The sequence below is a fragment of the Limnobaculum parvum genome, assembly GCF_003096015.2.
Taxonomy (GTDB): domain Bacteria; phylum Pseudomonadota; class Gammaproteobacteria; order Enterobacterales; family Enterobacteriaceae; genus Limnobaculum; species Limnobaculum parvum.
In genome coordinates, this window is sequence record NZ_CP029185.2 from 971,144 (window position 1) to 995,599 (window position 24,456).

26 protein-coding genes and 1 pseudogene are annotated in these 24,456 nt (G+C 44.8%); 16 read left to right on the plus strand and 11 right to left on the minus strand.

The window, feature by feature from the left end; all coding sequences use genetic code 11:
- Window positions 1-4 precede the first annotated feature (4 nt).
- Window positions 5-232, plus strand: a complete 228-nt coding sequence (locus HYN51_RS03695) for a zinc ribbon domain-containing protein (RefSeq protein ID WP_108901605.1) — start codon at window positions 5-7, stop codon at window positions 230-232.
- 99 nt (window positions 233-331) lie between these two features.
- Here the strand turns inward: HYN51_RS03695 and HYN51_RS03700 are convergent, their stop codons facing one another.
- Window positions 332-649, minus strand: coding sequence for an MliC family protein (locus HYN51_RS03700; RefSeq protein WP_157952974.1), 318 nt, complete (start codon window positions 647-649; stop codon window positions 332-334).
- A 246-nt stretch (window positions 650-895) separates the two neighbouring features.
- Window positions 896-2,254 carry an exodeoxyribonuclease VII large subunit gene (gene xseA / locus HYN51_RS03705; RefSeq protein ID WP_108902148.1) on the minus strand — a complete coding sequence of 453 codons (1,359 nt, stop codon included), beginning with the start codon at window positions 2,252-2,254 and terminating at the stop codon, window positions 896-898.
- Window positions 2,255-2,427: 173 nt separating this feature from the next.
- Here xseA and guaB point away from each other — a divergent pair, with 173 nt between their 5' ends.
- From guaB to HYN51_RS03730, 6 genes are all read left to right on the plus strand, one after another.
- Window positions 2,428-3,897, plus strand: a complete 1,470-nt coding sequence (gene guaB, locus HYN51_RS03710; RefSeq protein ID WP_108901607.1) for an IMP dehydrogenase — start codon at window positions 2,428-2,430, stop codon at window positions 3,895-3,897.
- 158 nt (window positions 3,898-4,055) lie between these two features.
- Window positions 4,056-5,633: a glutamine-hydrolyzing GMP synthase gene (guaA, locus tag HYN51_RS03715; RefSeq protein ID WP_108901608.1), complete on the plus strand. Its 1,578-nt coding sequence runs from the start codon at window positions 4,056-4,058 to the stop codon at window positions 5,631-5,633.
- 678 nt (window positions 5,634-6,311) lie between these two features.
- Complete coding sequence (locus HYN51_RS16690) at window positions 6,312-6,446, plus strand: hypothetical protein (protein ID WP_268993527.1); 135 nt, start codon at window positions 6,312-6,314, stop codon at window positions 6,444-6,446.
- Window positions 6,443-7,369 (plus strand): ankyrin repeat domain-containing protein, encoded by a 927-nt coding sequence (locus tag HYN51_RS03720; RefSeq protein ID WP_230514013.1) that lies wholly within the window; start codon window positions 6,443-6,445, stop codon window positions 7,367-7,369. The genes HYN51_RS16690 and HYN51_RS03720 overlap by 4 nt, the downstream gene beginning before the upstream one ends.
- A gap of 65 nt (window positions 7,370-7,434) precedes the next feature.
- Window positions 7,435-7,758 (plus strand): thiosulfate sulfurtransferase PspE, encoded by a 324-nt coding sequence (pspE, locus tag HYN51_RS03725; RefSeq protein ID WP_108901609.1) that lies wholly within the window; start codon window positions 7,435-7,437, stop codon window positions 7,756-7,758.
- Window positions 7,759-8,138: 380 nt separating this feature from the next.
- A complete protein-coding gene (locus HYN51_RS03730) occupies window positions 8,139-8,459 on the plus strand; it encodes a hypothetical protein (protein WP_108901610.1) in 321 nt (106 codons plus the stop codon).
- 83 nt (window positions 8,460-8,542) lie between these two features.
- Here the strand turns inward: HYN51_RS03730 and HYN51_RS03735 are convergent, their stop codons facing one another.
- Together HYN51_RS03735 and btsR are read right to left on the minus strand one after the other, a co-directional pair.
- The gene (locus HYN51_RS03735; protein ID WP_108901611.1) at window positions 8,543-8,908 is read right to left on the minus strand and encodes a DUF2799 domain-containing protein; all 366 of its coding nucleotides are present in this window, start codon (window positions 8,906-8,908) and stop codon (window positions 8,543-8,545) included.
- Between the two features lie 73 nt (window positions 8,909-8,981).
- Window positions 8,982-9,698, minus strand: coding sequence for a two-component system response regulator BtsR (gene btsR, locus HYN51_RS03740; protein WP_108901612.1), 717 nt, complete (start codon window positions 9,696-9,698; stop codon window positions 8,982-8,984).
- A 253-nt stretch (window positions 9,699-9,951) separates the two neighbouring features.
- On the opposite strand from btsR, the gene HYN51_RS03745 reads away from it, so the two are divergent.
- Together HYN51_RS03745 and tyrA are read left to right on the plus strand one after the other, a co-directional pair.
- Window positions 9,952-11,019: a 3-deoxy-7-phosphoheptulonate synthase gene (locus HYN51_RS03745; RefSeq protein ID WP_108902149.1), complete on the plus strand. Its 1,068-nt coding sequence runs from the start codon at window positions 9,952-9,954 to the stop codon at window positions 11,017-11,019.
- Between the two features lie 292 nt (window positions 11,020-11,311).
- Window positions 11,312-12,433: a bifunctional chorismate mutase/prephenate dehydrogenase gene (tyrA, locus tag HYN51_RS03750; protein ID WP_108901613.1), complete on the plus strand. Its 1,122-nt coding sequence runs from the start codon at window positions 11,312-11,314 to the stop codon at window positions 12,431-12,433.
- Window positions 12,434-12,489: 56 nt separating this feature from the next.
- Here the strand turns inward: tyrA and speD are convergent, their stop codons facing one another.
- The 3 genes from speD to HYN51_RS03765 form a co-directional block, all read right to left on the minus strand.
- Window positions 12,490-13,290 carry an adenosylmethionine decarboxylase gene (gene speD, locus HYN51_RS03755; protein WP_108901614.1) on the minus strand — a complete coding sequence of 267 codons (801 nt, stop codon included), beginning with the start codon at window positions 13,288-13,290 and terminating at the stop codon, window positions 12,490-12,492.
- A gap of 42 nt (window positions 13,291-13,332) precedes the next feature.
- Window positions 13,333-14,190, minus strand: a complete 858-nt coding sequence (gene speE / locus HYN51_RS03760) for a polyamine aminopropyltransferase (RefSeq protein WP_108901615.1) — start codon at window positions 14,188-14,190, stop codon at window positions 13,333-13,335.
- 223 nt (window positions 14,191-14,413) lie between these two features.
- Window positions 14,414-14,764, minus strand: coding sequence for a YacC family pilotin-like protein (locus tag HYN51_RS03765; protein ID WP_108901616.1), 351 nt, complete (start codon window positions 14,762-14,764; stop codon window positions 14,414-14,416).
- A 290-nt stretch (window positions 14,765-15,054) separates the two neighbouring features.
- Between HYN51_RS03765 and HYN51_RS03770 the strand changes: the two genes are divergently transcribed.
- Entirely contained in the window at window positions 15,055-15,333 is a 279-nt protein-coding gene (locus HYN51_RS03770; RefSeq protein WP_157952975.1) for a YdgH/BhsA/McbA family protein, read from the plus strand.
- A 58-nt stretch (window positions 15,334-15,391) separates the two neighbouring features.
- On the opposite strand, the gene HYN51_RS03775 is transcribed toward HYN51_RS03770, so the two are convergent.
- The gene (locus tag HYN51_RS03775; RefSeq protein ID WP_108901618.1) at window positions 15,392-16,222 is read right to left on the minus strand and encodes a phosphoenolpyruvate hydrolase family protein; all 831 of its coding nucleotides are present in this window, start codon (window positions 16,220-16,222) and stop codon (window positions 15,392-15,394) included.
- A gap of 9 nt (window positions 16,223-16,231) precedes the next feature.
- Window positions 16,232-17,443, minus strand: a complete 1,212-nt coding sequence (locus tag HYN51_RS03780) for a Tm-1-like ATP-binding domain-containing protein (protein ID WP_108901619.1) — start codon at window positions 17,441-17,443, stop codon at window positions 16,232-16,234.
- Window positions 17,444-17,558: 115 nt separating this feature from the next.
- On the opposite strand from HYN51_RS03780, the gene HYN51_RS03785 reads away from it, so the two are divergent.
- Window positions 17,559-18,230 (plus strand): TetR/AcrR family transcriptional regulator, encoded by a 672-nt coding sequence (locus HYN51_RS03785; protein ID WP_108901620.1) that lies wholly within the window; start codon window positions 17,559-17,561, stop codon window positions 18,228-18,230.
- A 172-nt stretch (window positions 18,231-18,402) separates the two neighbouring features.
- A complete protein-coding gene (hpt, locus tag HYN51_RS03790) occupies window positions 18,403-18,939 on the plus strand; it encodes a hypoxanthine phosphoribosyltransferase (RefSeq protein WP_108901621.1) in 537 nt (178 codons plus the stop codon).
- Window positions 18,940-19,009: 70 nt separating this feature from the next.
- On the opposite strand, the gene can is transcribed toward hpt, so the two are convergent.
- A complete protein-coding gene (can, locus tag HYN51_RS03795; protein ID WP_108901622.1) occupies window positions 19,010-19,666 on the minus strand; it encodes a carbonate dehydratase in 657 nt (218 codons plus the stop codon).
- 338 nt (window positions 19,667-20,004) lie between these two features.
- Here can and HYN51_RS03800 point away from each other — a divergent pair, with 338 nt between their 5' ends.
- The 4 genes and pseudogenes from HYN51_RS03800 to HYN51_RS03815 all read left to right on the plus strand — a co-directional run bounded on the left by HYN51_RS03800 (window position 20,005) and on the right by HYN51_RS03815 (window position 23,766).
- Window positions 20,005-20,931 carry an ABC transporter ATP-binding protein gene (locus HYN51_RS03800; protein ID WP_108901623.1) on the plus strand — a complete coding sequence of 309 codons (927 nt, stop codon included), beginning with the start codon at window positions 20,005-20,007 and terminating at the stop codon, window positions 20,929-20,931.
- Window positions 20,928-21,698, plus strand: a complete 771-nt coding sequence (locus tag HYN51_RS03805) for an ABC transporter permease (protein WP_108901624.1) — start codon at window positions 20,928-20,930, stop codon at window positions 21,696-21,698. The genes HYN51_RS03800 and HYN51_RS03805 overlap by 4 nt, the downstream gene beginning before the upstream one ends.
- Window positions 21,699-21,892: 194 nt before the next feature.
- A pseudogene (locus HYN51_RS03810) lies at window positions 21,893-22,357 on the plus strand (DUF1287 domain-containing protein); the annotation flags it as partial.
- A 122-nt stretch (window positions 22,358-22,479) separates the two neighbouring features.
- On the plus strand, window positions 22,480-23,766 hold the full coding sequence (locus HYN51_RS03815; RefSeq protein WP_108901626.1) for a polysaccharide deacetylase family protein: 1,287 nt from the start codon (window positions 22,480-22,482) through the stop codon (window positions 23,764-23,766).
- A gap of 151 nt (window positions 23,767-23,917) precedes the next feature.
- Here HYN51_RS03815 and folK read toward each other — a convergent pair whose 3' ends face one another.
- On the minus strand, window positions 23,918-24,406 hold the full coding sequence (gene folK / locus HYN51_RS03820) for a 2-amino-4-hydroxy-6-hydroxymethyldihydropteridine diphosphokinase (RefSeq protein WP_108901627.1): 489 nt from the start codon (window positions 24,404-24,406) through the stop codon (window positions 23,918-23,920).
- Window positions 24,407-24,456: the final 50 nt, after the last annotated feature.

The following is a 24,456-nucleotide window of genomic DNA, read 5'->3' on the forward strand; positions in this document are numbered from 1 at the left end:
CATAATGGATACGCTCTGTCCCCACTGCCACCGAGCTATGCGCTGGAAGCAAGGTAATCTATTTTATTGTGAAGGCTGCTGTAAGGCTTATCAGCAGTTTGCCCTTTGTCCTGATTGCAATAAGCCACTGGAAAAAATGCAGGCCTGCGGTGCGGTAGATTATTTCTGCCAGCATGGCCATGGTTTGATATCGAAGAAGCGTATTACGTTGAATTACGCTGAAGATAAATAGATAAGTATTTTCGGGTCTTCACAAGCGCTTCCCGTTTAATATTTTAGTTTAATTGAATAGAAATGGGCGTCTTTATCGCCCATTTCTATGATGGAGATATTATTGTAATTTACAGTCATTGTGAGGATATGACTTCTTATTGCTTTTATCTTTATATACTAATGTACCCATATCGCCTTTGAGTGAAAGAATATATTGCTTGCTCACGTATTTTTCACCAGAACCTGACTGCTGTATTTTTAATGTGGATGTATTGCCCGCAGCATCGACAATCTTAACTTTATTTGAATTTATACGGGTAAGTTCAAATGTATAATTGCCCTCATCACAGCTATAGCTGGTCGTTTTTTGTGTTGAGGCAGCGATAACCGATGTTGATGCCATTCCGAGAATCATAATCATAAGTAGATTTTTCATTTCATATCTCCATATATTGTTAATTACCAATTTTTGGTAGTTAACAATATATCTCATTAATTAACTCAAATAGGTAAATTGATAATAGTAACTTAATGTAACAACATGGCTGATTGTTGTATTGATAATCGGTTTATGACTTGATGAATATCATATATAGGCATACAGAAAAATATGATGTTCGATGAGTTTTTTTGATGGTTTTTTAAATATTTATAATTACAAATAGAGAAATATTTTTCAGAATCAAGATTTATTATTTGTTGAATAAATACCGCTTACTTGGCTTTCAATCCAACCATCACTAAGACGAGTTTTCAACATATCTCCTGTTTTCACCTGCTTTGATTTTTTCAGCATTTTTCCATCGGGTGCGGTTGTCACACTATAACCTCTGGCAAGCGTTGCTAGAGGGCTTACCGCTTCCAACTGCGAATACCCGACACTAAAACGCTGGCGAGCGGCGTTAAGTTGTCGTTCTAGCGCTTGCTGCAATTGATATTGGTACTGTTGTAACTGCTGTTGGCAACGGTGAACTTTAACCTGCGGTTGGGTGTGTAACAAACGCTGCTGTAAACGTTCTGACTGGCGGTTTGCTAGGCGTAGACGGGTTTGCATCCCTTCTTCCAGCCGACTTTGCAGTTTCAATAGCGCCGTTTGTTGGCGGGATAATCTTAACTGAGGGTGCTGCTGTTGTAAGCGGCTGTCCTGACGAGTAAGACGCTGACGCAAATGGGTTAGATAATAATCCATTGCCATTTCCAACCGCTGCTGCTGGGACTGCAAACGACGGATTAATTCAGGTTGGTTACGGCTAATAAGTTCTGCTGCCGCAGATGGCGTAGGTGCCCGCAAATCTGCTACAAAGTCAGCAATAGTGACATCGGTTTCATGACCCACCGCGCTAACAATAGGAATCTGGCTGTTAAATATGGCCCGTGCAACCAGCTCTTCGTTAAAACACCAGAGATCCTCAAGGGATCCCCCGCCACGGCCAACAATCAAAACGTCACATTCATTGCGCTGATTGACCAGTTCAATGGTTCGGGCAATTTGTAACGTCGCTTCACTACCCTGTACCATGGTTGGATAGATGATCACTGGCAGAGAGGGATCGCGCCGCTGAAGGATCTGCAACATATCGTGCAGAGCTGCTCCAGAGGCGGAGGTAATAATACCAATACAGGTTGCCGGAGAAGGAAGAGGGCGTTTACGCGCTGGATTGAATAACCCTTCATCAGACAACCGCTGTTTAAGCTGTTCAAATCGCTGCTGTAATAAACCATCGCCAGCGGGCTGCATGCTTTCGGCAATCAGCTGGTAGTCACCACGCGGCTCGTATAGGGTAATGGACGCCCGCACTAAAACCTGCTGACCATTTTGTGGTTGGAAGGTCGTTTTGCGGTTAGCGGTACGGAACATCGCACAGCGCACCTGAGCTTTATCGTCTTTTAGCGTGAAATACCAGTGACCAGAAGAGGGTTGAGAGAAGTTAGAAATCTCTGCGGATAGCCATATCTGGCCCATCTCCATTTCCAATAGTTGACGAACCGTTTGGTTTAAACGGCTGACAGTAAAAATGGGGGGAGACGAAGGTAGTGACATCATGTGATGAAGATCAAACTCAATAACGGCGGCTTAATTCACCGATACTACATAGCTATACGCACTAATCAAGTTTTTTTGAAAAAAGGATGGTGTGGGAGGATATGTTTCTGTATACTTCCTCTGCAATATTTTATCTGTTTCTAAACCCCTAACCCGGTGAGATATTGCCCATGCTACGTATTGCTAAAGAAGCCCTGACATTTGACGACGTTCTGCTCGTCCCCGCTCACTCTACGGTATTACCCAATACTGCCGAATTATCAACGATGTTGACCTCAACAATTCGTTTAAACATTCCCATGCTTTCTGCCGCCATGGATACCGTGACTGAAGCCAGTCTGGCAATCGCTCTGGCACAAGAAGGCGGGATCGGTTTTATTCATAAAAATATGCCAATTGAACGCCAGGCGGAAGAAGTTCGTCGGGTAAAAAGACATGAAAGTGGCATTGTCAGTGACCCTATTGCCGTCACGCCGGAAACGACAGTTCGTGAAGTTAAAGAGCTAGCGCTGATTAATGGTTTTGCCGGTTATCCGGTGGTGACTAAAAATAACGAACTGGTGGGTATTATCACTGGCCGTGACGTGCGTTTTGTGACTGATCTTGACCAACCCGTTAGCGCATGGATGACGCCAAAAGCGCGTCTGGTAACGGTCAACGAAACCGAAGCTAAAGATCGCGAAACCGTATTCCAGAAAATGCATGAAAAGCGGGTAGAAAAAGCGCTGGTTGTGGACAGCAAATTTCATCTGCGCGGTATGATTACGGTTAAAGATTTCCAGAAAGCCGAACGTAAACCTAACGCCTGTAAAGATGAATTGGGCCGTTTACGCGTCGGTGCTGCCGTCGGTGCTGGTGCTGGCAATGAAGAGCGTGTAGCGGCACTGGTGGAGGCGGGGGTTGATGTTCTATTGATTGACTCCTCTCACGGTCATTCTGAAGGGGTATTACAGCGCATCCGTGAAACGCGCGCCGTTTATCCTGACTTACAAATTATTGGTGGTAACGTGGCTACGGCTGCCGGTGCCTTGGCGCTGGCACAGGCGGGTGTTAATGCGGTGAAAGTGGGTATTGGTCCTGGTTCTATCTGTACCACTCGCATCGTTACCGGCGTGGGCGTACCGCAAATTACGGCTATTGCCGATGCGGTTGAGGCGGTTGGTCACTTGGGTATTCCGGTGATAGCCGATGGCGGTATTCGTTTCTCTGGTGATATTGCTAAAGCCATTGCTGCCGGTGCTGCCTGCGTGATGGTGGGTTCGATGTTAGCCGGTACGGAAGAGTCCCCGGGTGAAATCGAACTGTATCAGGGCCGCTCTTTCAAGTCTTATCGCGGTATGGGATCGTTGGGTGCGATGTCCAAAGGTTCTTCTGACCGTTACTTCCAGACCGATAATGCGGCAGACAAGTTAGTGCCGGAAGGTATTGAAGGTCGCGTGGCTTATAAAGGTCTACTGAAAGTGATTATTCACCAACAAATGGGTGGATTACGCTCCTGTATGGGGCTGACCGGTTGTGGCACCATTGATGAACTGCGTACTAAAGCGGAGTTTGTTCGTATCACCGGTGCCGGTATTCAGGAAAGTCATGTGCACGATGTGACCATCACTAAAGAGTCACCAAACTACCGTATGGGGTAATTCAGATCGCTTCTGGATGCCAAAAAATTGAAGCGGGAGTGTGAGTTATCCACATTCACCTCTCGTATTCTTCTTGCCGACAACGCTATAATACCGGGCAATTTCTTCTTGTTCGGTCTGCTATCAGGCCTCACATTACCGTTTTTGGAAAGCGATACATGTCAAAAAATATTCATCAGCAACGCATTCTGATTCTGGATTTTGGTTCTCAGTACACTCAGTTAATTGCTCGTCGCGTCCGCGAAATCGGCGTTTATTGCGAACTCTGGGCATGGGATGTCAGCGAAGCGCAAATTCGTGAATTCAATCCAACCGGCATTATCTTATCCGGCAGTCCGGAAAGCACCACCGAAGCCGGAAGCCCACGCGCACCGGAATACGTATTTAACGCCGGTATCCCTGTTCTGGGTATCTGCTATGGCATGCAAACCATGGCAATGCAGCTAGGTGGTAAAGTTCAGGGCTCTGATGAGCGTGAATTTGGTTACGCCAAAGTTGATATTATTCATGACAGCCAATTTGTGCGCGATATTCGCGACTCCCTATCCGCAGAAGGCAAGCCACAGTTAGACGTGTGGATGAGTCATGGGGATAAAGTTACCGCTATTCCGGCAGGCTTTACCGCCGTTGCCAGTACCGATACCTGTCCTTTTGCCATTATGGCAAACGAAGAAAAACATTTTTACGGTCTGCAGTTCCACCCGGAGGTGACCCACACCAATCAGGGACTACGCCTGTTAAAACGTTTTGTACTGGATATCTGCGGCTGCGAAGTTCTGTGGACGCCTGCATCAATTATTGATGACGCCATCGAACGCATTCGCCAGCAAGTGGGTGAAGATGAAGTTATTCTCGGCCTGTCCGGCGGCGTTGACTCATCGGTAACTGCTATGCTGCTGCATCGCGCTATCGGCAAGCGTTTAACCTGCGTATTTGTGGATAATGGCCTGCTGCGTTTGAATGAAGCAGAGCAAGTGATGGATATGTTTGGCGATCGTTTTGGTCTGAATATTGTTCATGTGCCTGCGGAACAGCGCTTCCTTAGTGCACTGGCCGGTATTAACGATCCGGAAGCCAAGCGTAAAGTGATTGGCCGTGTATTTGTTGAAGTGTTTGATGAAGAAGCGTCTAAACAGTCTAACGTGAAGTGGTTGGCACAAGGCACCATCTATCCTGACGTGATTGAATCTGCCGCCTCTGCGACGGGTAAAGCACATGTGATTAAGTCTCACCACAACGTGGGCGGCTTACCAGAAGAGATGAAGATGGGGCTGGTTGAGCCGCTGAAAGAGCTGTTTAAAGATGAAGTGCGTAAAATTGGCTTAGAGCTAGGCTTGCCTTACGACATGCTGTACCGCCATCCATTCCCGGGCCCAGGCTTGGGCGTTCGCGTACTGGGTGAAGTGAAGAAAGAGTACTGTGATTTACTGCGTCGTGCTGATGCCATCTTTATTGAAGAGCTACATAAAGCGGACTTGTACAATAAAGTCAGTCAGGCATTTACCGTGTTTTTACCGGTTCGCTCAGTTGGCGTAATGGGGGATGGTCGTAAGTACGATTGGGTTGTTTCGTTGCGTGCGGTGGAAACCATCGACTTTATGACCGCTCACTGGGCGCATTTACCGTATGACTTCCTTGGTCGGGTATCTAACCGCATCATTAATGAAGTGAATGGTATTTCTCGTGTGGTTTATGATATTTCGGGTAAACCTCCGGCAACGATTGAGTGGGAATAGTTGACAGTGAGCTGAAACGCCTTTAAATAAGGTGGTTTCAGCTCCTTTTTATTTATTATTGCGTTGTCATTGCATTTTTTTCTACGGTTTTTTCTAAATATCGTGCCGTATGAGCATTATTTTGTTGGTGATGAATTTGTTTAAATAACGTCTGCTAATAAGCATTTTAATAAATTAGTAGCAACTCATTAAATTTGTATTTCTATCGTTTTTTTCGACATATCTAATTTACATTTCCTCATGGAAATATTTTATTTTATGCTTAGATATTAGAAAGAAATGATTTTTTTGACAACGATTGGTTATATTCAAAATTTTAATAATAGAAGATTTATATCCTGACGATACTGTTATTCCTGACCTTAGTCATATTGCTTCTTCTTTAGATTTTTTGATTACTATTCTTAATAGAATAAAGCACTTTGATATTATCCCGATCTTTATAAAATAAAATATCAATACCTCTGCCATCAAATTACCACTCTTCATTTTTTTATTATCAAACGCCATTGATTTTTTAAAAATGATTACTCAAGGAAGTTGTATCGTATCCGTATTATCTAGCGTATTTTTATTAGATAGTTGCTTTCTACTCGTTCATTTTAAAACCAAAGCGCTATGATATAATCAATAACATTATGATTCCCGTATGGACTTGTTAATAAAGGATTCTATTTGATGGCCAAAAAGGAAAAAATTTTACCAAAAAACATCAATGAACTACTGGACGCCGGTGATATTGATGAATTAAAAGCGATTTACGATAGCTGTGAGTTGGATGCTCGTGGGGGCTTGGTAAGAGAACGGCTTTGAGCCTTTTTAAGATCCCCGATGAATTGACTCGCTGGCTGATTGAGCAGGGGGCAGACATCGAAGCGACAGATAATTATAAGCGTACCGCGCTACATGAGCAGGCTGGCACTCTGTACGGTAATATTGAATTACTTTTGGCGTTAGGGGCAAACATTGAAGCGCAAGATTATCAGGATGCTACCCCATTACATAAGGCAGCCAGCGCTTATCGTGTAAATCACGTTCAGACATTAATTGCTCATGGGGCAAATATTTACGCTGAAGATCAGATGGGGCGAACCCCGCTAGCTGCTGCGCTTGACCGCTGTCAAAATGCTAACATTAACCGAATGGCTGATATCGCAGAGCTTTTGTTGGAGGCGGGAAATAAAATTCCACCAAAAATGCGTGAGCGTGTTACCAGTATCGGTGAAATGTTTGAATTTCACCGCGCTAATTTTTCTAAAGATAATATTGCTAAAACTGAGGCCGGCTTATCAAAGCTGTACCGCTTATTTGATGTTACGCCAGTGGCTAAACGGCAGATGTATGATGGTGTTTCTGATATCGTTGTCAGTTCTTCATGCTGGCAGCAGGCTCATCAGGAACTATGGGAACGTCTGGTACCTTCCAGCGGTAGCGCCGATACGGTGCAGGGTGAGGTGATTCGTGTCACTGGTCGCTTATCTCATGAAATATTGGATAACGGCGGAGCTAACTGGGATGCAGATTTTCGCAAAATGCTGAGTGCATTGCTGGTGTATTTTAAGTTAGGCAATGCGCTTGAGGCGGAAAAATGGGAAGAAGCAAAAACCATTGCGGCTCCAATCAAAGACGGTAGTGGTGATACAGAGGCGCTTTACCGTTTAACCGAGTTTGCGGTTGATTGGGTGAGGTTGAATCCAGTGCCGGTGGCCGTTGGGAAGGTGGAGTATCGGCGGTAATAACTCCAGATATTCAGTGGGCTTCATCACCTCTATTAACCAAACTTATTCAGGAAAATTGCAAAATGCTCAGAAGTTGCTTAATGACAATCATGCTGATGTTTTCCTCTTACGTGTTGTCGGCAGAACACTGGATTGATGTTCGCATAGCGGAACAGTATCAGGCCGAACACATTGCCGGCGCTATCAATATCCCGTTGAGGCAGCTTAAAGAGCAGATCGCCAGCCAGATAAGTAATAAGGATGATACGCTGCACCTTTATTGTAACTCTGGACGTCAGTCGGGAATGGCAAAGCAGCTCCTTCTTGAACTGGGATATACCCGGGTGCTGGATGAAGGAGGGATCGGCGGGATAGATCGTCCAAAAGAGAATCAAAATGGCGGTTGATAATCATCTCGCCAGATACCACGGTTATGTTACATAGCGCTCAGATTTATTCTTTTGAAACGATGATTAAGCCGAAACAGCTACGGATTCTTTACTAAAAGACGAAAAGGCATCGATTCCTTAGCTCAATAAATTTAGGGGGTTAAGCTAGTGCCTGACTAAATTGTTCTAACTGTAACTATATTATGTTTAATGATTGCATTTGATTGTCTTAAATCGCTTCATGCACTATTTGGGGTATGCCGTCGTCACTAAACGGCATAAATTGAAATAGGCATGAGGTTTTTGTTTATTGAAACTAGACAAAGGTTAAAACCAGTTAGAAATACAGCGGATATAGGCTAGCAGCCCCTGTAATATACAGAGAAATGGAGCGGTAAATGAAAGTGATAAAACTCTTTTTGATGATCGGCGCACTATCATGCAGTGCTGGTGCGATGGCAACGACTGTTGAGCAAAGCTGTCTGGATTATGGCAAGAAAGTGATGAAGCAGAACCCAGATATGGTGTCTTTGTTACGTCAGGCCAAGATTGATCCGCAGGATGTTGTCGTTGAACGCTTTGAAGGGAAAGTGGGTAAGCAGCCGGTGAGCACGGTTGTGACAGCGAAAATTCATAGTACGCAGGAAAAACTGGGAACAATTTTTTGCCTAGTTAATAACTCTCCACTGTATTTTCATTATATCCCCATTGAAGAGTAATCTGACTTAGCGGTTTAATCCGAAGTGGCTCATCCAATCATGGTTTTGGGTGAGCCATAGTTTTGGGATGAAAGATAAAAATCTTACTTCTCAATCAGCTGTTGCCAGCTATCCTTCAACTGTTCCGCATTGGGCGTACTATTGCAACTGGCTGGAAATTCTTGATTGGTTCTAGCCATATCGGCAATTTTTTCTGGCTGGCACAGCTCATCCTGACCTTTGGCGAACCCCTGTAAATAAGCGGTGCGGTTAATTTCTGCTTCGCCATACCATTCGGACAACACCATATTGTCTTTAACACCGTTACCTGTGATGGCTTCATAGTGACCGATTTCAAACCATTTTGATGGTAGTCCGCTGTTATCTGAACTGTCCAGTATGCCGTCTGGTGAGCTGGAACAGCCGCTAATAAATAACAGGGTGCATAATATCGCTATCATATGTTTCATCACATTGCCTTTGTCTTAAAGTTCCTGCACATCATATCAGGATTGAGCATCATATTGAAAACGATACCCAAGGCTATGACAGGCCCAACTGCTCTTTCAGTGGTTTTAGGTAACGGCGGCTGACAGGAATATGCTTTCCTGAGCGGGTGATGACTTCGGCAGAACCATTTTCTAATAGCTGAATTTCTCTGACCTGATCGAGATTGATCAAATATTGGCGGTGACAGCGTGTGAAAGCGGTTTTTTCTTCTAAAATTTTCAGTGTAAGCTGGGTATAACCGCTTTGCTGAGTACCAATGACGTGAACACCGCTAAGTTCGGAGCTCAAATATTCGACCTCTTCCAGACGAAGTAAAAAGATTCGGTTATGTCCGTAACAGGGAATATGTTTTAAGGTCGTATCGGTGATTAGTTGTAAATTATTATTTACGGTTTTTGCATTCTTTAATCGAGAAATAGTTTTGGTGAGGCGCTGAAGGTCGACCGGTTTTAACAGATAATCAAAAGCGTGTTGCTCAAACGCTTTTATGGCGTATTCGTCATATGCAGTGATAAAAACGATGTGGGGCATGTTGGCAGGGTCGAGCATTGCAGCCATTTCCAAACCGTTAATTTTTGGCATTTGGATATCAAGAAAAACCACATCTGGTTGCAAACGATGGATGGTTTGAATAGCCTCCAAAGCATTGCTGCACTCACCAACGACGGTGAGGTCGTCTACTTCAGAGAGTAGCTCAGACAGCTCTTCTCGGGCTGGCTGTTCATCGTCAACAATAAGTGCTCTAAGCATAAACCCTCCATTCGTTTTCTCTAGTTTAACATGGTAGCGGTTATCTGCGAATTCTCGTCATTGAAGACAGTACTTATTGAGAGCGTTTACCGCATTATCGGGGATATATTTTCAGATTAAAAAATAGAGTAAAAATATGTTTACAAAATTGGATTTAAAAGTTTACACTGGATTTGTGCTATCCTGATTTCTATCACTATCTGGTGTTTGGCCGCCAACGGGAGCGGCGATTATTTAAGGAATTACTATGATTATGCAGAAAGATGTACTTAACAACGTCAATATCAGTGCGGAGCAGGTTTTAATTACACCAGAAGAACTGAAAGCACGATACCCGCTGAGCGCCAGTGACGAAGTCAATATTTCTGCAGCTCGCCAGACTATCGCCAACATTTTACACGGCCGTGACGATCGTTTGTTGGTGGTGTGTGGGCCTTGCTCGATTCACGATCCTGATGCCGCTATCGATTATGCACATCGCCTGAAGAAACTGGCTGATGAAACACAGGATCGCCTGTACATCGTGATGCGGGTTTACTTCGAAAAGCCAAGAACCACCGTAGGCTGGAAAGGATTAATTAACGATCCCCATATGGATGGCTCATTTGATATGGAGCATGGCTTACACCTTGCCCGTCAATTATTGCTGAAGCTGGTTGAAATGGGATTGCCGCTGGCAACCGAGGCGCTTGATCCAAATAGCCCGCAATACTTAGGCGACCTGTTCAGTTGGTCAGCCATTGGGGCGCGCACAACCGAATCACAAACCCACCGCGAAATGGCATCTGGCCTGTCGATGCCGGTTGGTTTTAAAAATGGTACCGACGGCAGCCTAGGAACCGCGATTAATGCGATGAAAGCCGCTTCTATGCCGCATCGCTTTATGGGAATTAATCAATCAGGTCAGGTTTGTCTGTTGCAAACGCAGGGCAATCCAAATGGTCATATCATTCTGCGCGGTGGTAAGACACCAAACTACGAAGCGGAACACGTACAGGATTGTGAAGAGCAAATGCGTAAGGCTGGACTTAACCCGGCGTTAATGATCGACTGTAGCCACGGTAACTCCAATAAAGATTTCCGCCGTCAGGCTGACGTAGTCTACTCCTTGCTGGAACAAATTAAGGCCGGTAACCGTTCTATTATTGGAATGATGCTGGAAAGCAATATTCATGAAGGCAATCAATCATCGGAACAGCCAAGAGCTGACATGTGCTATGGCGTATCCGTAACCGATGCCTGCATCAACTGGGAAACTACCGACACCTTATTACGCAAAGTACATGAAGAACTGAAGGTAAAGACCTTAGTTTGTCCGTGATTTGTAGTGATATTTGTTGATATATTAGCCTACTAAATTCAGTCACCAGCAGGTGACTGAATTGTCTTTATCCGACAGCTTATCGGAGGGAGAGACCGCCGTTGGCGTCGTAGCAGCTTTAGCTGCCGGAGTGCCCCTAAGCGGGCTAGTTCCGAGGTTCTCCGATGCTAAGTACAAATGGTCTTCCGGTCGAGTACAAAGATAATATGGGCACAATGCCGCTATGGCCGGAATATCCTCTGAAATTTATAAACAACAAGACCATATCCTTATCCCAGGAGAAATACACACAATGGTGGCTGAACTAACGACACTGCGCGACCAGATCGATGAGGTGGATAAAGCGCTACTCAAACTACTGGCCAAACGATTAGATTTAGTGGCAGAAGTAGGTGAAGTAAAAAGCCAACATGGGTTACCTATTTACGTTCCTGAACGTGAGAGCAGTATGTTGGCTTCCCGCCGTAAAGAAGCTGCTGATTTAGGTGTTCCCCCCGATCTGATTGAAGATGTACTGCGCCGGATCATGCGTGAATCTTACTCCAGCGAAAATGATAAAGGTTTTAAAACCTTAAAACCGGAAATGGGGCCGATAGTGATTGTTGGTGGTAACGGCAAAATGGGGCAGCTATTCAGCAAGCTGTTTCAACTTTCAGGTTATCAAGTCCGGGTACTGGAACAGCAGGATTGGGAGAGGGCAGAGACTATTCTATCCGGTGCTGGCATGGTGATTGTTAGCGTCCCTATCCACATTACCGAACACATTATCCAGCGTTTACCCAAACTGCCTGATGATTGCATTCTGGTGGATATCGCGTCGGTAAAAAACCAGCCGCTAAAGGCAATGCTGGAAGTGCATCAGGGACCGGTATTAGGTTTACACCCCATGTTTGGACCCGATGTTGGCAGTCTGGCGAAGCAAGTTATCGCTTACTGCGATGGTAGAGGCGCAGAAAGTTATCAGTGGCTTCTAGAACAGTTGCAGGTATGGGGGGCGAAGTTACATGCTATTGATGCAGTGGATCACGATAAAAATATGGCCTTTATTCAGGCGCTGCGTCACTTTGCAACGTTCACCTATGGCTTGAATCTGTCTCAGGAGAATGTGAATTTGGCACAGTTACTGTCATTGTCTTCGCCCATTTACCGTCTGGAGCTGGCGATGATTGGGCGTTTGTTTGCTCAGGATGCACAGTTGTATGCGGATATTATTATGTCATCACAGGACAATCTGGCACTGATTCAGCGTTACTATCACTGCTTTGGTGAGGCGATTAAACTGATTGAGACGGGTGATAAAACTGAGTTTATTGAGAGCTTTAATCAGGTGAAGAACTGGTTTGGTGATTATGCAATACGCTTCTTAAACGAAAGTCGAACGCTGTTACGCCAGGCCAACGATAGTCGGCAGTAAATCAAAAGTTTCTCTTTTTGTACCGCCACGCCCGAATGGGCGTGGCGTATTCCTCGCTATACCATGACTTCCGGCATGTTTCTACCGTAGTAAATTTCTTGCATCTCTTTACGTAGCAAACGAGTGATATGTCGGCGCTCGTGCTGATTCAGATCTTCCGGTCTGGTATTAAACAGATAATGGTCAAGCTCGAACTCTTTTAGCATCATCTTAGTATGGAAGATATTTTCCTGATAAACATTCACATCCACCATATGGTAGAGGGAGGTAATGTCATCAGTCATAAAGTTCTGAATCGAATTAATCTTGTGGTCAATATAGTGTTTCACCCCGTTGATATCACGAGTAAAGCCGCGAACACGATAGTCTAGCGTAACAATATCTGATTCCAGTTGGTGGATCAGATAGTTCAATGCGTTAAGCGGAGAAATCACGCCACAGGTTGAAACTTCAATATCCGCCCTAAAGGTACATAGGCCGCCCTGAGGATGACTCTCTGGATAGGTGTGAACGCAAATATGACTTTTATCTAAATGCGCCACGATAGAGTCTGGCAGAGGGCCAGGATGCTCTGACCGATCAACCAGACTCGGATCCATCGGTTCTTCACTGATGAGGATGGTAACGCTGGCACCTTGAGGATCGTAGTCTTGACGGGCAATGTTCAGAATATTGGCGCCGATTATGGAACAGGTTTCGCTCAGAATCTCAGTCAGCCGGTTTGCATTATACTGTTCGTCAATATAAGCAATGTATTGTTCTCTGTCATAATCCGTTTTGGCATAGCAGATATCGTAGATACAAAAACTCAGGCTTTTAGTTAAATTATTGAAGCCGTGCAGTTTTAGCTTATGCAATTTGGTTCACTGCCTTATGTTTTATGGTTGAAGAAAGCGGTGTTATTGATTTAGGGCATCTTGTAAATACTGGGGCAGGGCGAAACTGCCAATGTGTATGGCCGGATTATAGTAGCGGCAATGAATTCCCAGTGACTTAAAGCGTGACTCCAACGTCGTCAAATCGAGCTGACGTAATAGGGGGTTTTGGCTTGCCCAAGCGAAGGTCATAATGCCACCGTAATAGGTGGGAATAGCAGCTTGGTAAAAGCTGGCATCTTCAAAATAGGTAGAGAGTTTTTGATGGCTGTTTACCGCTTCATCCTGCTGTAGAAAGCATACGCCGTTCTGGGCCACGAAGATGCCGTTTTCATTCAGGCAGCGAGCGCAGCCCTGATAAAACTCAGAGGTGAACAGACTCTCTCCGGGGCCAATAGGATCGGTACAGTCGGAAATTATCACATCAAACTTCAGATCGGTTTGGTTAACGAAGTTTACACCATCTTCAATCACCAAATTGAAACGCGGGTCTTCATAGGCACCGGCACTGTGATTAGGCAGGTACTCACGGCAAAACTCCACTACGTTTTCGTCAATTTCCACCATGGTAATATGTTCAACGCTCTGGTGGCGGCATACTTCACGCAGCATTCCACCATCGCCACCGCCGATAATCAGAATCCGCTTGGCTTTACCGTGGGCCAAAATCGGCACGTGGGCCATCATTTCGTGATAGATAAACTCGTCGCGCTCGGTGGTTTGTATTACCCCATCCAGCGCCATCACTCTACCCATGAGGTCATTTTCAAAAATGATCAGATCCTGATGTTCCGTTTTGCTGTGATATAAAGTTTTATTAATAGAAAAAAACTGACCAAAGCCGCTGTAAAGGGTTTCAAACCAGATTTCTTTATTTGACATCACCGCTAATCCTCTGGGCTGGATGAAAAAGTTAGCGCAACATAATAGCGAACTGGCGAGCGTTATGCACGATTAATGGCTATTTAATTGTTTTATTGAGGAAATTAGCCTGAAGCTAACGAAAGAAAAGGATTAATGCCCCCTACAGATGAAAACAGGAGACGAATGGAAAAACCGATGTGTTGCTATAACGGACAAGTTTAAAAGCACAGTACTGTCTGGGCTAATTATTCATGATGCCAAACGAATCTTTAGCTAACCCTGCACATTTCTTATCTTTATCGATAGGAATACGGTTTAAATCGTCATAACTTGACTGACCTAATTGCTCCATATTTATCTGGTTGTAGTTCGCTAGATCCCAATGATTTTGTTGGGCAAAATAGATTAAAGCGCGTTTTATTTCTGGAATCGGTAGGTCTTTATATCCGCACTCTTTTTTCAGATAGAAAAATACCGCTGTAAGATCGGCAAGCTCTTCTGCTTCTGAATCTGTTAATGCCTGACAGGTAGATGAAAACCCAATAAGCGACAGCAATAATAACGGTAAATTAAATAGGGATTTGTTGTTCATTGGCTAGCTAATAAGTTCATTAAGGTAATGACGGTATCATATAGTTAGGGGATGACAAATCTTTTTATAACGTTGTGATACAGTGAATTCAACATATTCATTCTGATTGAGTACCTGCTATTTTGTCCAGTTCCAGCACAATTTTAATTGTTACTATCCGCTTTATTATATTTTCATAAGTTGACATAGGTGACCGTCTGTCAGACAGGTATCTGGCCCGGCAATCGCTTTTCCCTCCTGAAAATCCAGCGTATGATGAGCCGAATATAAAATCCTGAAGGATGAAAGCCATGAAGCTATTTTCGATGCTGGCTGCGGCATTTCTCGTTTTTAGCCTTAATTCGGCTTATGCCATCACTGAAATTATCAATACTGAACAGGCTGAAAAGATGAATCTCGCCAGTTTGGGGGTCGTCAGCGATACGGTAAGAGTAGAGACGTTAGATCAGGCGGTGCAGGCCATAGGGGAGAAGGCGGAAAAAGCCGGAGCGACCTATTTTCGTGTCATTGGCGCTCGTTCTATTGATACCGCACTTTACTGGCGAATTTCTGCGGAAATCTATAAGTAGCTAATAATCTGTTGATAATAACGCCCGTCTGCATATGCAAACGGGCGTTATTTTTTAGTTAGCGACTGATGTTTTTAAACTGACGGGTCGTGTCCGTCAGCGCGGATTCTGTTGGCAGACGTTCCATTGAGCTGGCGCCGTAGAAACCATCGCAATCTGGGCAGTTGGCCAGAATGTAGTGAGCATCTTCTGGAGAAGAGATAGGTCCACCGTGACAAAGAACAATAATGTCCTGACGCACAGTTTTAGCGGCTTTAGCCCAAGCGTTGATCGCCGGAACACAATCTTCTAACCGCATGGCGGTTTCAGCACCAATGTTACCGCCAGTGGTCAGGCCCATATGGGGAACGATGATATCAGCCCCGGCTTCCGTCATGGCAATAGCGTCAGCTTCACTGAATACGTATGGCGTCGTCAGCAGGCCTTTTTGATGAGCCTGACGGATCATCTCCACTTCCAGCCCATATCCCATACCCGTTTCCTCAAGGTTGGCCCTGAAGTTACCATCGATCAAACCAACGGTAGGGAAGTTTTGTACGCCAGAAAAACCAACCCGAGCGATATCGTCTAAAAACACATCAAGATTAATAAAAGGATCGGTACCGTTGACTCCGGCTAAAACCGGGGTGTTTTTTACGACCGGCAATACTTCTTTCGCCATTTCCATAACGATATCGTTAGCATTACCGTAGGCCAGCAAACCAGCTAGAGATCCTCTGCCTGCCATGCGATAACGTCCTGAATTATAGATAACAATCAGGTCGATACCACCCGCTTCTTCACACTTAGCTGATAGCCCAGTACCGGCACCACCGCCGATGATGGGTTCTTTACGAGCAATCATGGTGCGAAATTTTTGCAATAGCTCTTCACGGGTAAAACGTGACATAAGGACTCCTTATTTTTTGTTCCAGATTTGGTTAAATTGGTTAACAGCCTCATCAGCAAAACGCGGATCGTTAATATTATAAGGAACGCGGATCAGACGACGACGTTCAGTTTGGATCACGGTTTTTTCTAGCGCTTCAAACAAGGCGGCGTCATTTTCTGGTGACCAGAATAGTTGGCCCGGTGCATCTAATGCTGAAACGCCGCCTTCAGGTATTAAAAAACGGACTTCGCCGTTACAGGCATTCAGTTTACGGCCTATCCATTCCCCCATCAGTTGATTTTCCTCTTTGGTGGTACGCATTAGCGTTACCTGAGCATTATGGGGATAGAACAGGCGGTCTTTATAGTGAGCCGGTATGGTATTGGGGTTGCCGAAATTAACCATGTCCAGCGCACCGCAGGAGCCAACATAAGGAAGTTCGGTTTGGGCCACAATATCCAAACGGTCAGGGCCACAGGCAAGCACTCCGCCAAACAGCAGGTCACAGATTTCAGTCGTGGTAATATCCAGCAGTCCGTTCAGCAAATGGCTGGCAGCCAGTTTTTCCATTGCGGTGCCGCCGGTTCCGGTTGCGTGGAAAGTCAGACAGTCAAACTTATCGATTAGCTGGGCTGAAATGGCTTGCATGCAGGGGGTTGTCACACCAAACATCGTCAGGCCCAGAGCCGGTTTCTCATTTTTAGCTTGAGGAATAACGAATTTCACCGCGCCGGCAATGCTATGGGCGGCATTGGCCAATACCTGACGAGAAATTCGGTTCAGACCGGCAATATCGGTCACGGAATAGAGCATGGCGATATCGCTAGCACCGATGTAGTTTGATACATCGCCAGAAGCCATGGTGGAAACCATTAGCTTAGGTAAGCCAATCGGCAGGGCTTGCATTGCAGGCGTAATCAGAGCTGTACCTCCCGAACCGCCAAGGCCGATAATTCCTGCTATATCATCTCGGGATAGCATAAATTTTTCAAAAGCTTGAGCCATTGCCACCATCGATTTTCCACGGTCATCGCAAAACACGCTTTTGGCACCCTGAGGATGATGATGAGCAATTTCTTGAGCTGAAAAGGTCGTATCAAAATGACTATCTGGTGATTTGGTCGATAAATCCACGGTGGTGACTAAAAGGTCAGTTGCATTAATCAGGTCGCAAATGTAAAAAGCCTCTTCACTTTTTGTATCAAAAGTCGTTGCAACATAAACAGTTTTTCTTTTCATCGTAACACTTCCTTGGCTCTGAATTTATTTAGACGAGGTATAAGCTAGTAAACGTAACATACTGTACCCCATGTATGTAAAATAGCCATAATGAGACTAGAGTATCATATTAAAAATGAGAAATGACTTACAAAATGAAAAAAAAGTCGCTTCAAATGAAGGGCAACCAACAACGTTAACTCGCGCTCGGGCCCGTACGTTAACCAAGCTCATTTCCACTGCGATGGTAATGCTTGAGAAGGGATGGTTCCCCTCCATTACCGAGCTGGCAAATGAAGCAGGGGTTTCTCGTGCCACAGCTTATCGCTATTTTCCTACTCAAAGTGCTTTGGTTTCGACGATTGTCGATGAAAGTTTAGGGCCAATACAAGAGTGGCGGCCTCAGCAAGATACAGTAAGTGAGCGAATTTCGGCTTTATTGTCATTTGCTTATCCGCAGATGGAAAAGCATGAAGGTGCATTGAGAGCGGCTTTACGCGTCTCTTTGCAGCAGTGGGCCGATTTACGCGCCCAGAAGTTGGATAAAGTAGCAGATCAAGAAAAATTGTTTGTCCGGGGTAATCGTAAACGTTTAGTTGAGATGGCGGCGGAACCGCTGAAAAACCGGGTAACGGAAGCGGATTTGGATCGCATGAAACATGCCTTCTCGTTAATTTATGGTTCAGAAGTTTTTCTGGTGTTTAAGGACATCTGGAACCTAGAGTCAGATCAAATTCAGGATATCGTTCAGTGGATGGGGAAAGCCATTGTTCGTCAGGTAGAAGAAGATGCTGGGTTAAAAAATTAATGATCTGGCCGGTTAATTCTTTCGTTAACCGGCTATTTTTATACATAAATAGATTTTTTCAACAAGAACGGCGACTAAAGCACGCATCGCGCCAGTGAAAGAGTTGTGGTAAACTCTGTTGCTTTCTTTCAGCCAAAGGATCTACGTTCAGGCAAACTGAACGGATTTTTCTATGAAACACATTGTTGAAGTTATGATTTCCGAGCAAGACGTGAAAGTGCGTATTGCTGAACTCGCCACCCAAATTAATCAACACTATCGCGATAGCGGCAAAGAGCTGGTCCTGGTTGGGCTACTGCGAGGTTCGTTCATTTTTATGGCTGACCTATGCCGTATGATCACGGTAAATCACGAAGTCGATTTTATGACCGCTTCTAGCTATGGCAGCGGCATGAGCAGCAATCGTGACGTCAAGATTCTGAAAGATTTAGATGAAGATATTCGTGGTAAAGATGTGCTGATCGTTGAGGATATCATTGATACCGGCTATACCCTGACCAAAGTGCGTGAAATTTTGCAGTTGCGAGAGCCTAACTCTATCGCGCTGTGCACCCTGCTAGATAAGCCATCGCGCCGTGAAGTCCCGGTGCCAATCGACTATATTGGTTTCTCGATTGAAGATGAATTTGTGGTTGGCTACGGCATTGACTACGCACAACGTTATCGCCATCTGCCTTATATTGGTAAGGTTGTGCTGCTGGACGAATAATTGCCGATAAAAATAAAAGCGGAATCGCCATTGTTCAGCCATTCCGCTTTTATTGTCTTGCTGACGGGGGTTATTTACTGTCCGTTGCCAACAAGTTAGATATCGCTTTGCGATACAGTAGCTCGAGGGATTCACGGCTATTAGCACTGACTTCTAAATCGCGTAATTTGCCATCCTGCATACCGTACACCCATCCATGAATCAGTACTTTTTGCCCACGTTTCCAAGCAGACTGAACGATAGTGGAGTGGCCTAGGTTATACACTTGCTCAACCACGTTGATCTCACTTAACAGGTCGGCGCGTTTTTCTGGCGGTAGTTCACCAATCAGTGAGCTGTGTTTATACCAGAGATCGCGAATGTGTAGCAGCCAGTTATTAATCAGGCCCAGCTCCGGGTTGTTAATTGCCGCTGTTACCCCGCCACAATCGTAGTGACCACAAATAATAATGTGTTCCACTTCCAGCACTTCAACGGCGTATTGAACTACGGATAAGCAGTTAAGATCGGTATGGATGACCAAGTTAGCAACATTACGGTGTACAAACAGTTCGCCTGGTTCTAGACCGGTTAACCGTTCTGCGGGAACACGACTGTCCGAGCAACCAATCCATAAAAAGCGTGGCCGTTGTGCCAATGCCAAACGCTCAAAAAATTCGGGGTCGTCCTTGCTGATACTGGCTGACCAGACCTCATTATTATGCATTAGTCGTTCTATTTCTTTCATACAGTTTAATAGCTCGTAGTTTTTAATGGCGTTAATATAAGGTAATGGTGGTACTTTTCAAAACAGAACCACGGATTGACTATCGTTTTATAGTGTTGCAGGTTATTCATACTGACGGTGCGGGCGTCTATGGCAATCAGCGAAGATAGCTGGCCTGACTCGTTGGGGCAGTAGGATAACAGCAAGATGATTATGTTATACCTGATTGATATGTTTCAAAAGTGTTAATGTTTAAATTGTTAACTTTTGATGTAACGATTAAGCTAGCACAATAAAGAACAGTCGTATTTTTCAGCCTGTTTCTATTTTTTGCATCGATACAAGGTAATCCTTAATTTATGACATACGCGTTGGAGTTATCGCAATTAAGTAAAGTTTACGCCGGTGGTGTGGAGGCATTGCGAGGCATAAATCTGAACGTGGAAGCCGGCGATTTTTATGCGCTGCTTGGCCCTAATGGAGCCGGTAAATCCACAACAATTGGCATTATCAGCTCTCTGGTGAATAAAAGCGCAGGTCATGTGCGCGTGTTTGGCTACGACATCGATAATAATTTAGTGAATGCCAAACGCCAGTTGGGTCTGGTTCCTCAGGAGTTTAACTTTAACCCGTTCGAAACGGTTATGCAGATTGTGATAACTCAGGCGGGATATTATGGCGTTCCTCGCCAAGAGGCATTGTCTCGTGCTAAAACCTATCTGCAACGTTTAGAGTTATGGGAAAAGCGCAATGAGAAAGCTATGCGCCTTTCCGGAGGGATGAAACGTCGTCTGATGATTGCTCGTGCGTTAATGCATCAGCCAAAGCTGCTAATTCTTGATGAACCAACCGCCGGTGTTGATATCGAGCTGCGTCGCTCAATGTGGCAGTTCCTGAAAGAGCTAAATCAGCAGGGGATTACCATTATTCTCACTACTCACTATCTGGAAGAGGCGGAAATGCTATGCCGCAATATCGGTATTATTCGCCAAGGGGAACTGGTGGAAAATACCTCGATGCGCGAGCTGCTGTCGAAACTGAAGTCGGAAACTTTTATTCTCGATTTAGCGCCAAAGAGCCCAATTCCTCAGTTGGAAGGCTATGTCAGCCGTTTATTGGACACTTCGACATTAGAAGTAGAAGTTGAAAGAGAACAGGGGCTAAATAGCGTATTTGCTCAGCTTAGTGCTCAAGGGGTTTCTGTGCTGAGTATGCGTAATAAAGCCAACCGACTCGAAGAGCTATTTGTTAATCTGGTTAATGATTATAAGGAAGAGGCGGAATGATGAATCTCTACTGGATAGCGTTAAAAAGTATCTGGATAAAAGAGGTCACTCGTTTCGGCCGTATCTGGGTGCAGACTCTGGTTCCACCAGTGATCACCATGACGCTCTATTTTATTATTTTTGGTAACCTGATTGGCTCGCGTATTGGTGAGATGCAGGGCGTAGACTACATGCAGTTTATCGTACCTGGCCTGATTATGATGTCAGTGATTACCAACTCGTATTCTAACGTGGCGTCGTCATTTTTTGGTGCCAAATATCAGCACAGCATTGAAGAATTGCTGGTAGCACCGGTACCCACGCACATCATTATTTTGGGTTTTGTCGGGGGTGGCGTCGCTCGCGGTATTTGTGTCGGCGTACTGGTTACCGTGGTATCACTGTTTTTCGTCTCGCTGGAGGTTCATTCTTGGTGGGTGATTGCCGTAACGCTGCTGCTGACCTCCGTGCTGTTCTCATTAGGTGGGTTGGTGAATGCGATTTTTGCTGAAACATTTGATGATATCAGCATTGTTCCAACCTTCGTGTTGACGCCGCTGACCTATCTGGGCGGCGTGTTTTATTCGCTGACGCTGCTTCCTCCGGTATGGCAGATGATATCAAAAGTAAATCCGATCGTTTATATGATAAGCGGTTTCCGTTACGGTTTTCTTGGTATCTCAGACGTATCATTAACGTTGACTTTTGGGGTGTTAATGGCGTTTACCGTGGCGTTTTATCTGTTAAGCTGGTGGTTAATTTCTCGCGGACGTGGGTTGCGTAGCTAGCGGTAATTATGCCGTGGGGGCCCGAATTTCAATGCGGTTTGAATCACATCACATTTATCTTCGGGTTCTTTTGTTAAGGTCTATTCGAAAAGGATTTAGAAATGAAGGTTTTCAGTAGGGCTATCGCGCTTCTCTCCAGTCAAAAAGCAGACTAATCAAGCATTGGCATTAAGCACCGAAGATCAGATAGGGAAAATCCGACTTATGCTTCTCTGCCGTATCCCGACGGTGACGGTGACGTTGATATTGAACGAGGCGTTTGCTCTGATGTGGTGATCCGGGCTTTACATCAGCAAGGGGGCGATTTGCAGAAGTTAGTTCACCTAGATATGAAAGCCAATTTTTCTTCTAACCCACACCATTGGGGATTGACGAAACCGGACACAAATATTAATCATCGGCGAGTGCCGAATCTTGAAACTTATTTTAAACGGCATAAAATAGAGCAGCCAGTCTCACTTCATGCAAGGGATTACTTACCCGGCGATATTGTTTCTTGGCGTTTGGATAATAGACTACCCCATATAGGTATTGTGACTGACCGTTATACCCGCGAAGGCAGGCCGTTGGTGGTGCACAATATAGGTTCCGGAGCTCGGACTGAAGACATTCTGTTTTTATGGAAGATTAATGGGCATTACCGCTATTTCAGTCAATAGCGGTATGTGAGATGCGTAGATCCTATAATAACGCGCTTTGTTTCATCATCGCATAAGAACAATTTTCATCTTCAGTTCTACTATTTCCGGTGTTTTGTATTCCTATAAGAAAAATATAACTTATGCGTCTTAAGTCGCTTCTCATTACGCTGATTACATTACCTTTGTTTATATTTTCGGTTTACGCTGCGGCGGAAGGCGAATCGCAAAGTGATGATATAAAACCAGTTCAGGTACGCATTATTCGTGACAGCCAGATCATGGCTCAAGTTGGCAATGATATTATTAACGTGGGTAATCTGAACAAAGATCAGGAGATAATGGTTTACCCTCTGAGTCCTAACTATTATGAATTTACGTTCGGTAATGCTCATGGGCTGATCCCGAAAGATGCCGTATTACCTCTCAGTAAGTCGAAAAAAGCATTGGGGTTGGCCTTAGCCGATCTGCAGAAGCTAAACCAGAACTTGATTACTATTCGCCCGACCACGGTTTACGATCAGCCAAAAGATACCAGCAAAGTGTTTGGGGTACTGAATGATAATTTACGTTATCCGATTCTTGGTCGCTTAAAGGATGAGGATGGTTTGCTCTGGTATGAAATCAATATCGGTGATGATGCTAAATATATTCAGGCGGATGAGTGCGAACTGGATAACGGCGTCCCGGTACTGACTTATCACCACATTTTGCAGGACAGCGAGAATAAGTATTTTCGCCATACTTCAACGACGACCTCAGTCACGGCATTTGATAACCAAATGGCTTATCTGAAGGAGGCGGATTACCAAACTATCAGCCTGTATCAGTTAGAGGGATATTTGAATAACACCGTCAATATTCCTGCCAGAGCGGTGGTACTGACGTTTGATGATGGGTTGAAATCGGTTCACCGTTACGCTTACCCGATACTGAAAAAGTATGATCTCCAAGCCACGGCTTTTATTATTTCATCGCGGATTAAGCATAATCCTCAAACTTGGGATCCGAACTCTCTGCAGTTTATGAGTATCAGTGAGCTAAAACAAATTCAGGACGTTTTTGATATTCAGTCGCATACTCACTTTTTGCATCGTTATTCGGATGATAAACGACCGGTATTGTTGAGTCGTGATGAACATAATATTGAGTTGGATTTCGAACGTTCCCGTCGGGCGTTAACTCAATTTAATCCACGGGTGCAGTATATCTCTTACCCGTTTGGTGGTTATAACGACAATGCGATTCAGGCGGCGAAACTGGGGGGATATCATCTGGCGGTAACCACCGTTAGAGGAAAGGTCAAACCTGGGGATAATCCTTTTACCCTTAAGCGTTTGTATATCCTGAACTCAGATAGCATTCAGGCAATGGCGGAACGCATTGCCAATACCCGCTCGGATATTAAGCCAATGGTGCCAAAGCAATAAATTGAGTTATCAATTGGAGTTTTGCGTACTCGATATTATCAGACGTGTAGAAGATTCGGTTTCTACCGTCTGAGACAGCAAAAGTATCGTCGCCTGACGCCCTGTCAAAGCGACTTATCGCTAACAGTTGGTGTTATTGCGAGTGCTGTAATTATGACGAGAACCAAGGCATGAGCCCGTCAGCCGGTACTTGAGAGAGCCGTGAGGCGAGCGATACGCCATCAGGAAAAATCAGGTCTGGGGCAATATCGGCGAGTGGATAAAGCATAAACGCCCGGTTGTACATATCATAATGAGGTACTGTCAGACGCGGAGTATTAATGGTCTGATGGCCAAACAGTAAAATATCCAGATCCAGTGTGCGTGGTCCCCAACGATGGGCTTTTCTTTCGCGCCCTTGGTTCAGTTCAATAGCCTGAGTTGCATCAAGCAGGTTTTCGGCTGGTAGCTGAGTATCGAGTTCTACGACGGCATTCAGATAATCAGGCTGATCTTGTGGGCCTAGCGGTTTGGTGCGATATAACGGCGAGCAGGTGACCAAACGGGTTTGAGGGATCTGCTTTATAGCATTCAATGCCGCTTCAACCTGTGCCAGTGGCTGATTAAGATTACTGCCTAATGCGATAAATACCTGAGTCATTCTCTCTGTCCATTATGTTATTAAGCCTCCGTCAGGAGGCTTAAATTAGA

Coding starts and splice junctions, on each gene's coding strand:
- HYN51_RS03735 (WP_108901611.1), bottom strand. CDS start 8,908: ATGAAACATATGATAGCGATATTATGCACCCTGTTATTTATTAGCGGC.
- guaB (WP_108901607.1), top strand. CDS start 2,428: ATGCTACGTATTGCTAAAGAAGCCCTGACATTTGACGACGTTCTGCTC.
- speE (WP_108901615.1), bottom strand. CDS start 14,190: ATGTCAAATAAAGAAATCTGGTTTGAAACCCTTTACAGCGGCTTTGGT.
- hpt (WP_108901621.1), top strand. CDS start 18,403: ATGAAACACATTGTTGAAGTTATGATTTCCGAGCAAGACGTGAAAGTG.
- pspE (WP_108901609.1), top strand. CDS start 7,435: ATGCTCAGAAGTTGCTTAATGACAATCATGCTGATGTTTTCCTCTTAC.
- can (WP_108901622.1), bottom strand. CDS start 19,666: ATGAAAGAAATAGAACGACTAATGCATAATAATGAGGTCTGGTCAGCC.
- btsR (WP_108901612.1), bottom strand. CDS start 9,698: ATGCTTAGAGCACTTATTGTTGACGATGAACAGCCAGCCCGAGAAGAG.
- HYN51_RS03770 (WP_157952975.1), top strand. CDS start 15,055: ATGAAGCTATTTTCGATGCTGGCTGCGGCATTTCTCGTTTTTAGCCTT.
- HYN51_RS03815 (WP_108901626.1), top strand. CDS start 22,480: ATGCGTCTTAAGTCGCTTCTCATTACGCTGATTACATTACCTTTGTTT.
- HYN51_RS03695 (WP_108901605.1), top strand. CDS start 5: ATGGATACGCTCTGTCCCCACTGCCACCGAGCTATGCGCTGGAAGCAA.
- HYN51_RS03745 (WP_108902149.1), top strand. CDS start 9,952: ATGCAGAAAGATGTACTTAACAACGTCAATATCAGTGCGGAGCAGGTT.
- HYN51_RS03805 (WP_108901624.1), top strand. CDS start 20,928: ATGATGAATCTCTACTGGATAGCGTTAAAAAGTATCTGGATAAAAGAG.
- folK (WP_108901627.1), bottom strand. CDS start 24,406: ATGACTCAGGTATTTATCGCATTAGGCAGTAATCTTAATCAGCCACTG.
- guaA (WP_108901608.1), top strand. CDS start 4,056: ATGTCAAAAAATATTCATCAGCAACGCATTCTGATTCTGGATTTTGGT.
- HYN51_RS16690 (WP_268993527.1), top strand. CDS start 6,312: ATGGCCAAAAAGGAAAAAATTTTACCAAAAAACATCAATGAACTACTG.
- HYN51_RS03780 (WP_108901619.1), bottom strand. CDS start 17,443: ATGAAAAGAAAAACTGTTTATGTTGCAACGACTTTTGATACAAAAAGT.
- HYN51_RS03700 (WP_157952974.1), bottom strand. CDS start 649: ATGAAAAATCTACTTATGATTATGATTCTCGGAATGGCATCAACATCG.
- HYN51_RS03800 (WP_108901623.1), top strand. CDS start 20,005: ATGACATACGCGTTGGAGTTATCGCAATTAAGTAAAGTTTACGCCGGT.
- HYN51_RS03765 (WP_108901616.1), bottom strand. CDS start 14,764: ATGAACAACAAATCCCTATTTAATTTACCGTTATTATTGCTGTCGCTT.
- HYN51_RS03730 (WP_108901610.1), top strand. CDS start 8,139: ATGAAAGTGATAAAACTCTTTTTGATGATCGGCGCACTATCATGCAGT.
- HYN51_RS03785 (WP_108901620.1), top strand. CDS start 17,559: ATGAGAAATGACTTACAAAATGAAAAAAAAGTCGCTTCAAATGAAGGG.
- tyrA (WP_108901613.1), top strand. CDS start 11,312: ATGGTGGCTGAACTAACGACACTGCGCGACCAGATCGATGAGGTGGAT.
- HYN51_RS03775 (WP_108901618.1), bottom strand. CDS start 16,222: ATGTCACGTTTTACCCGTGAAGAGCTATTGCAAAAATTTCGCACCATG.
- xseA (WP_108902148.1), bottom strand. CDS start 2,254: ATGTCACTACCTTCGTCTCCCCCCATTTTTACTGTCAGCCGTTTAAAC.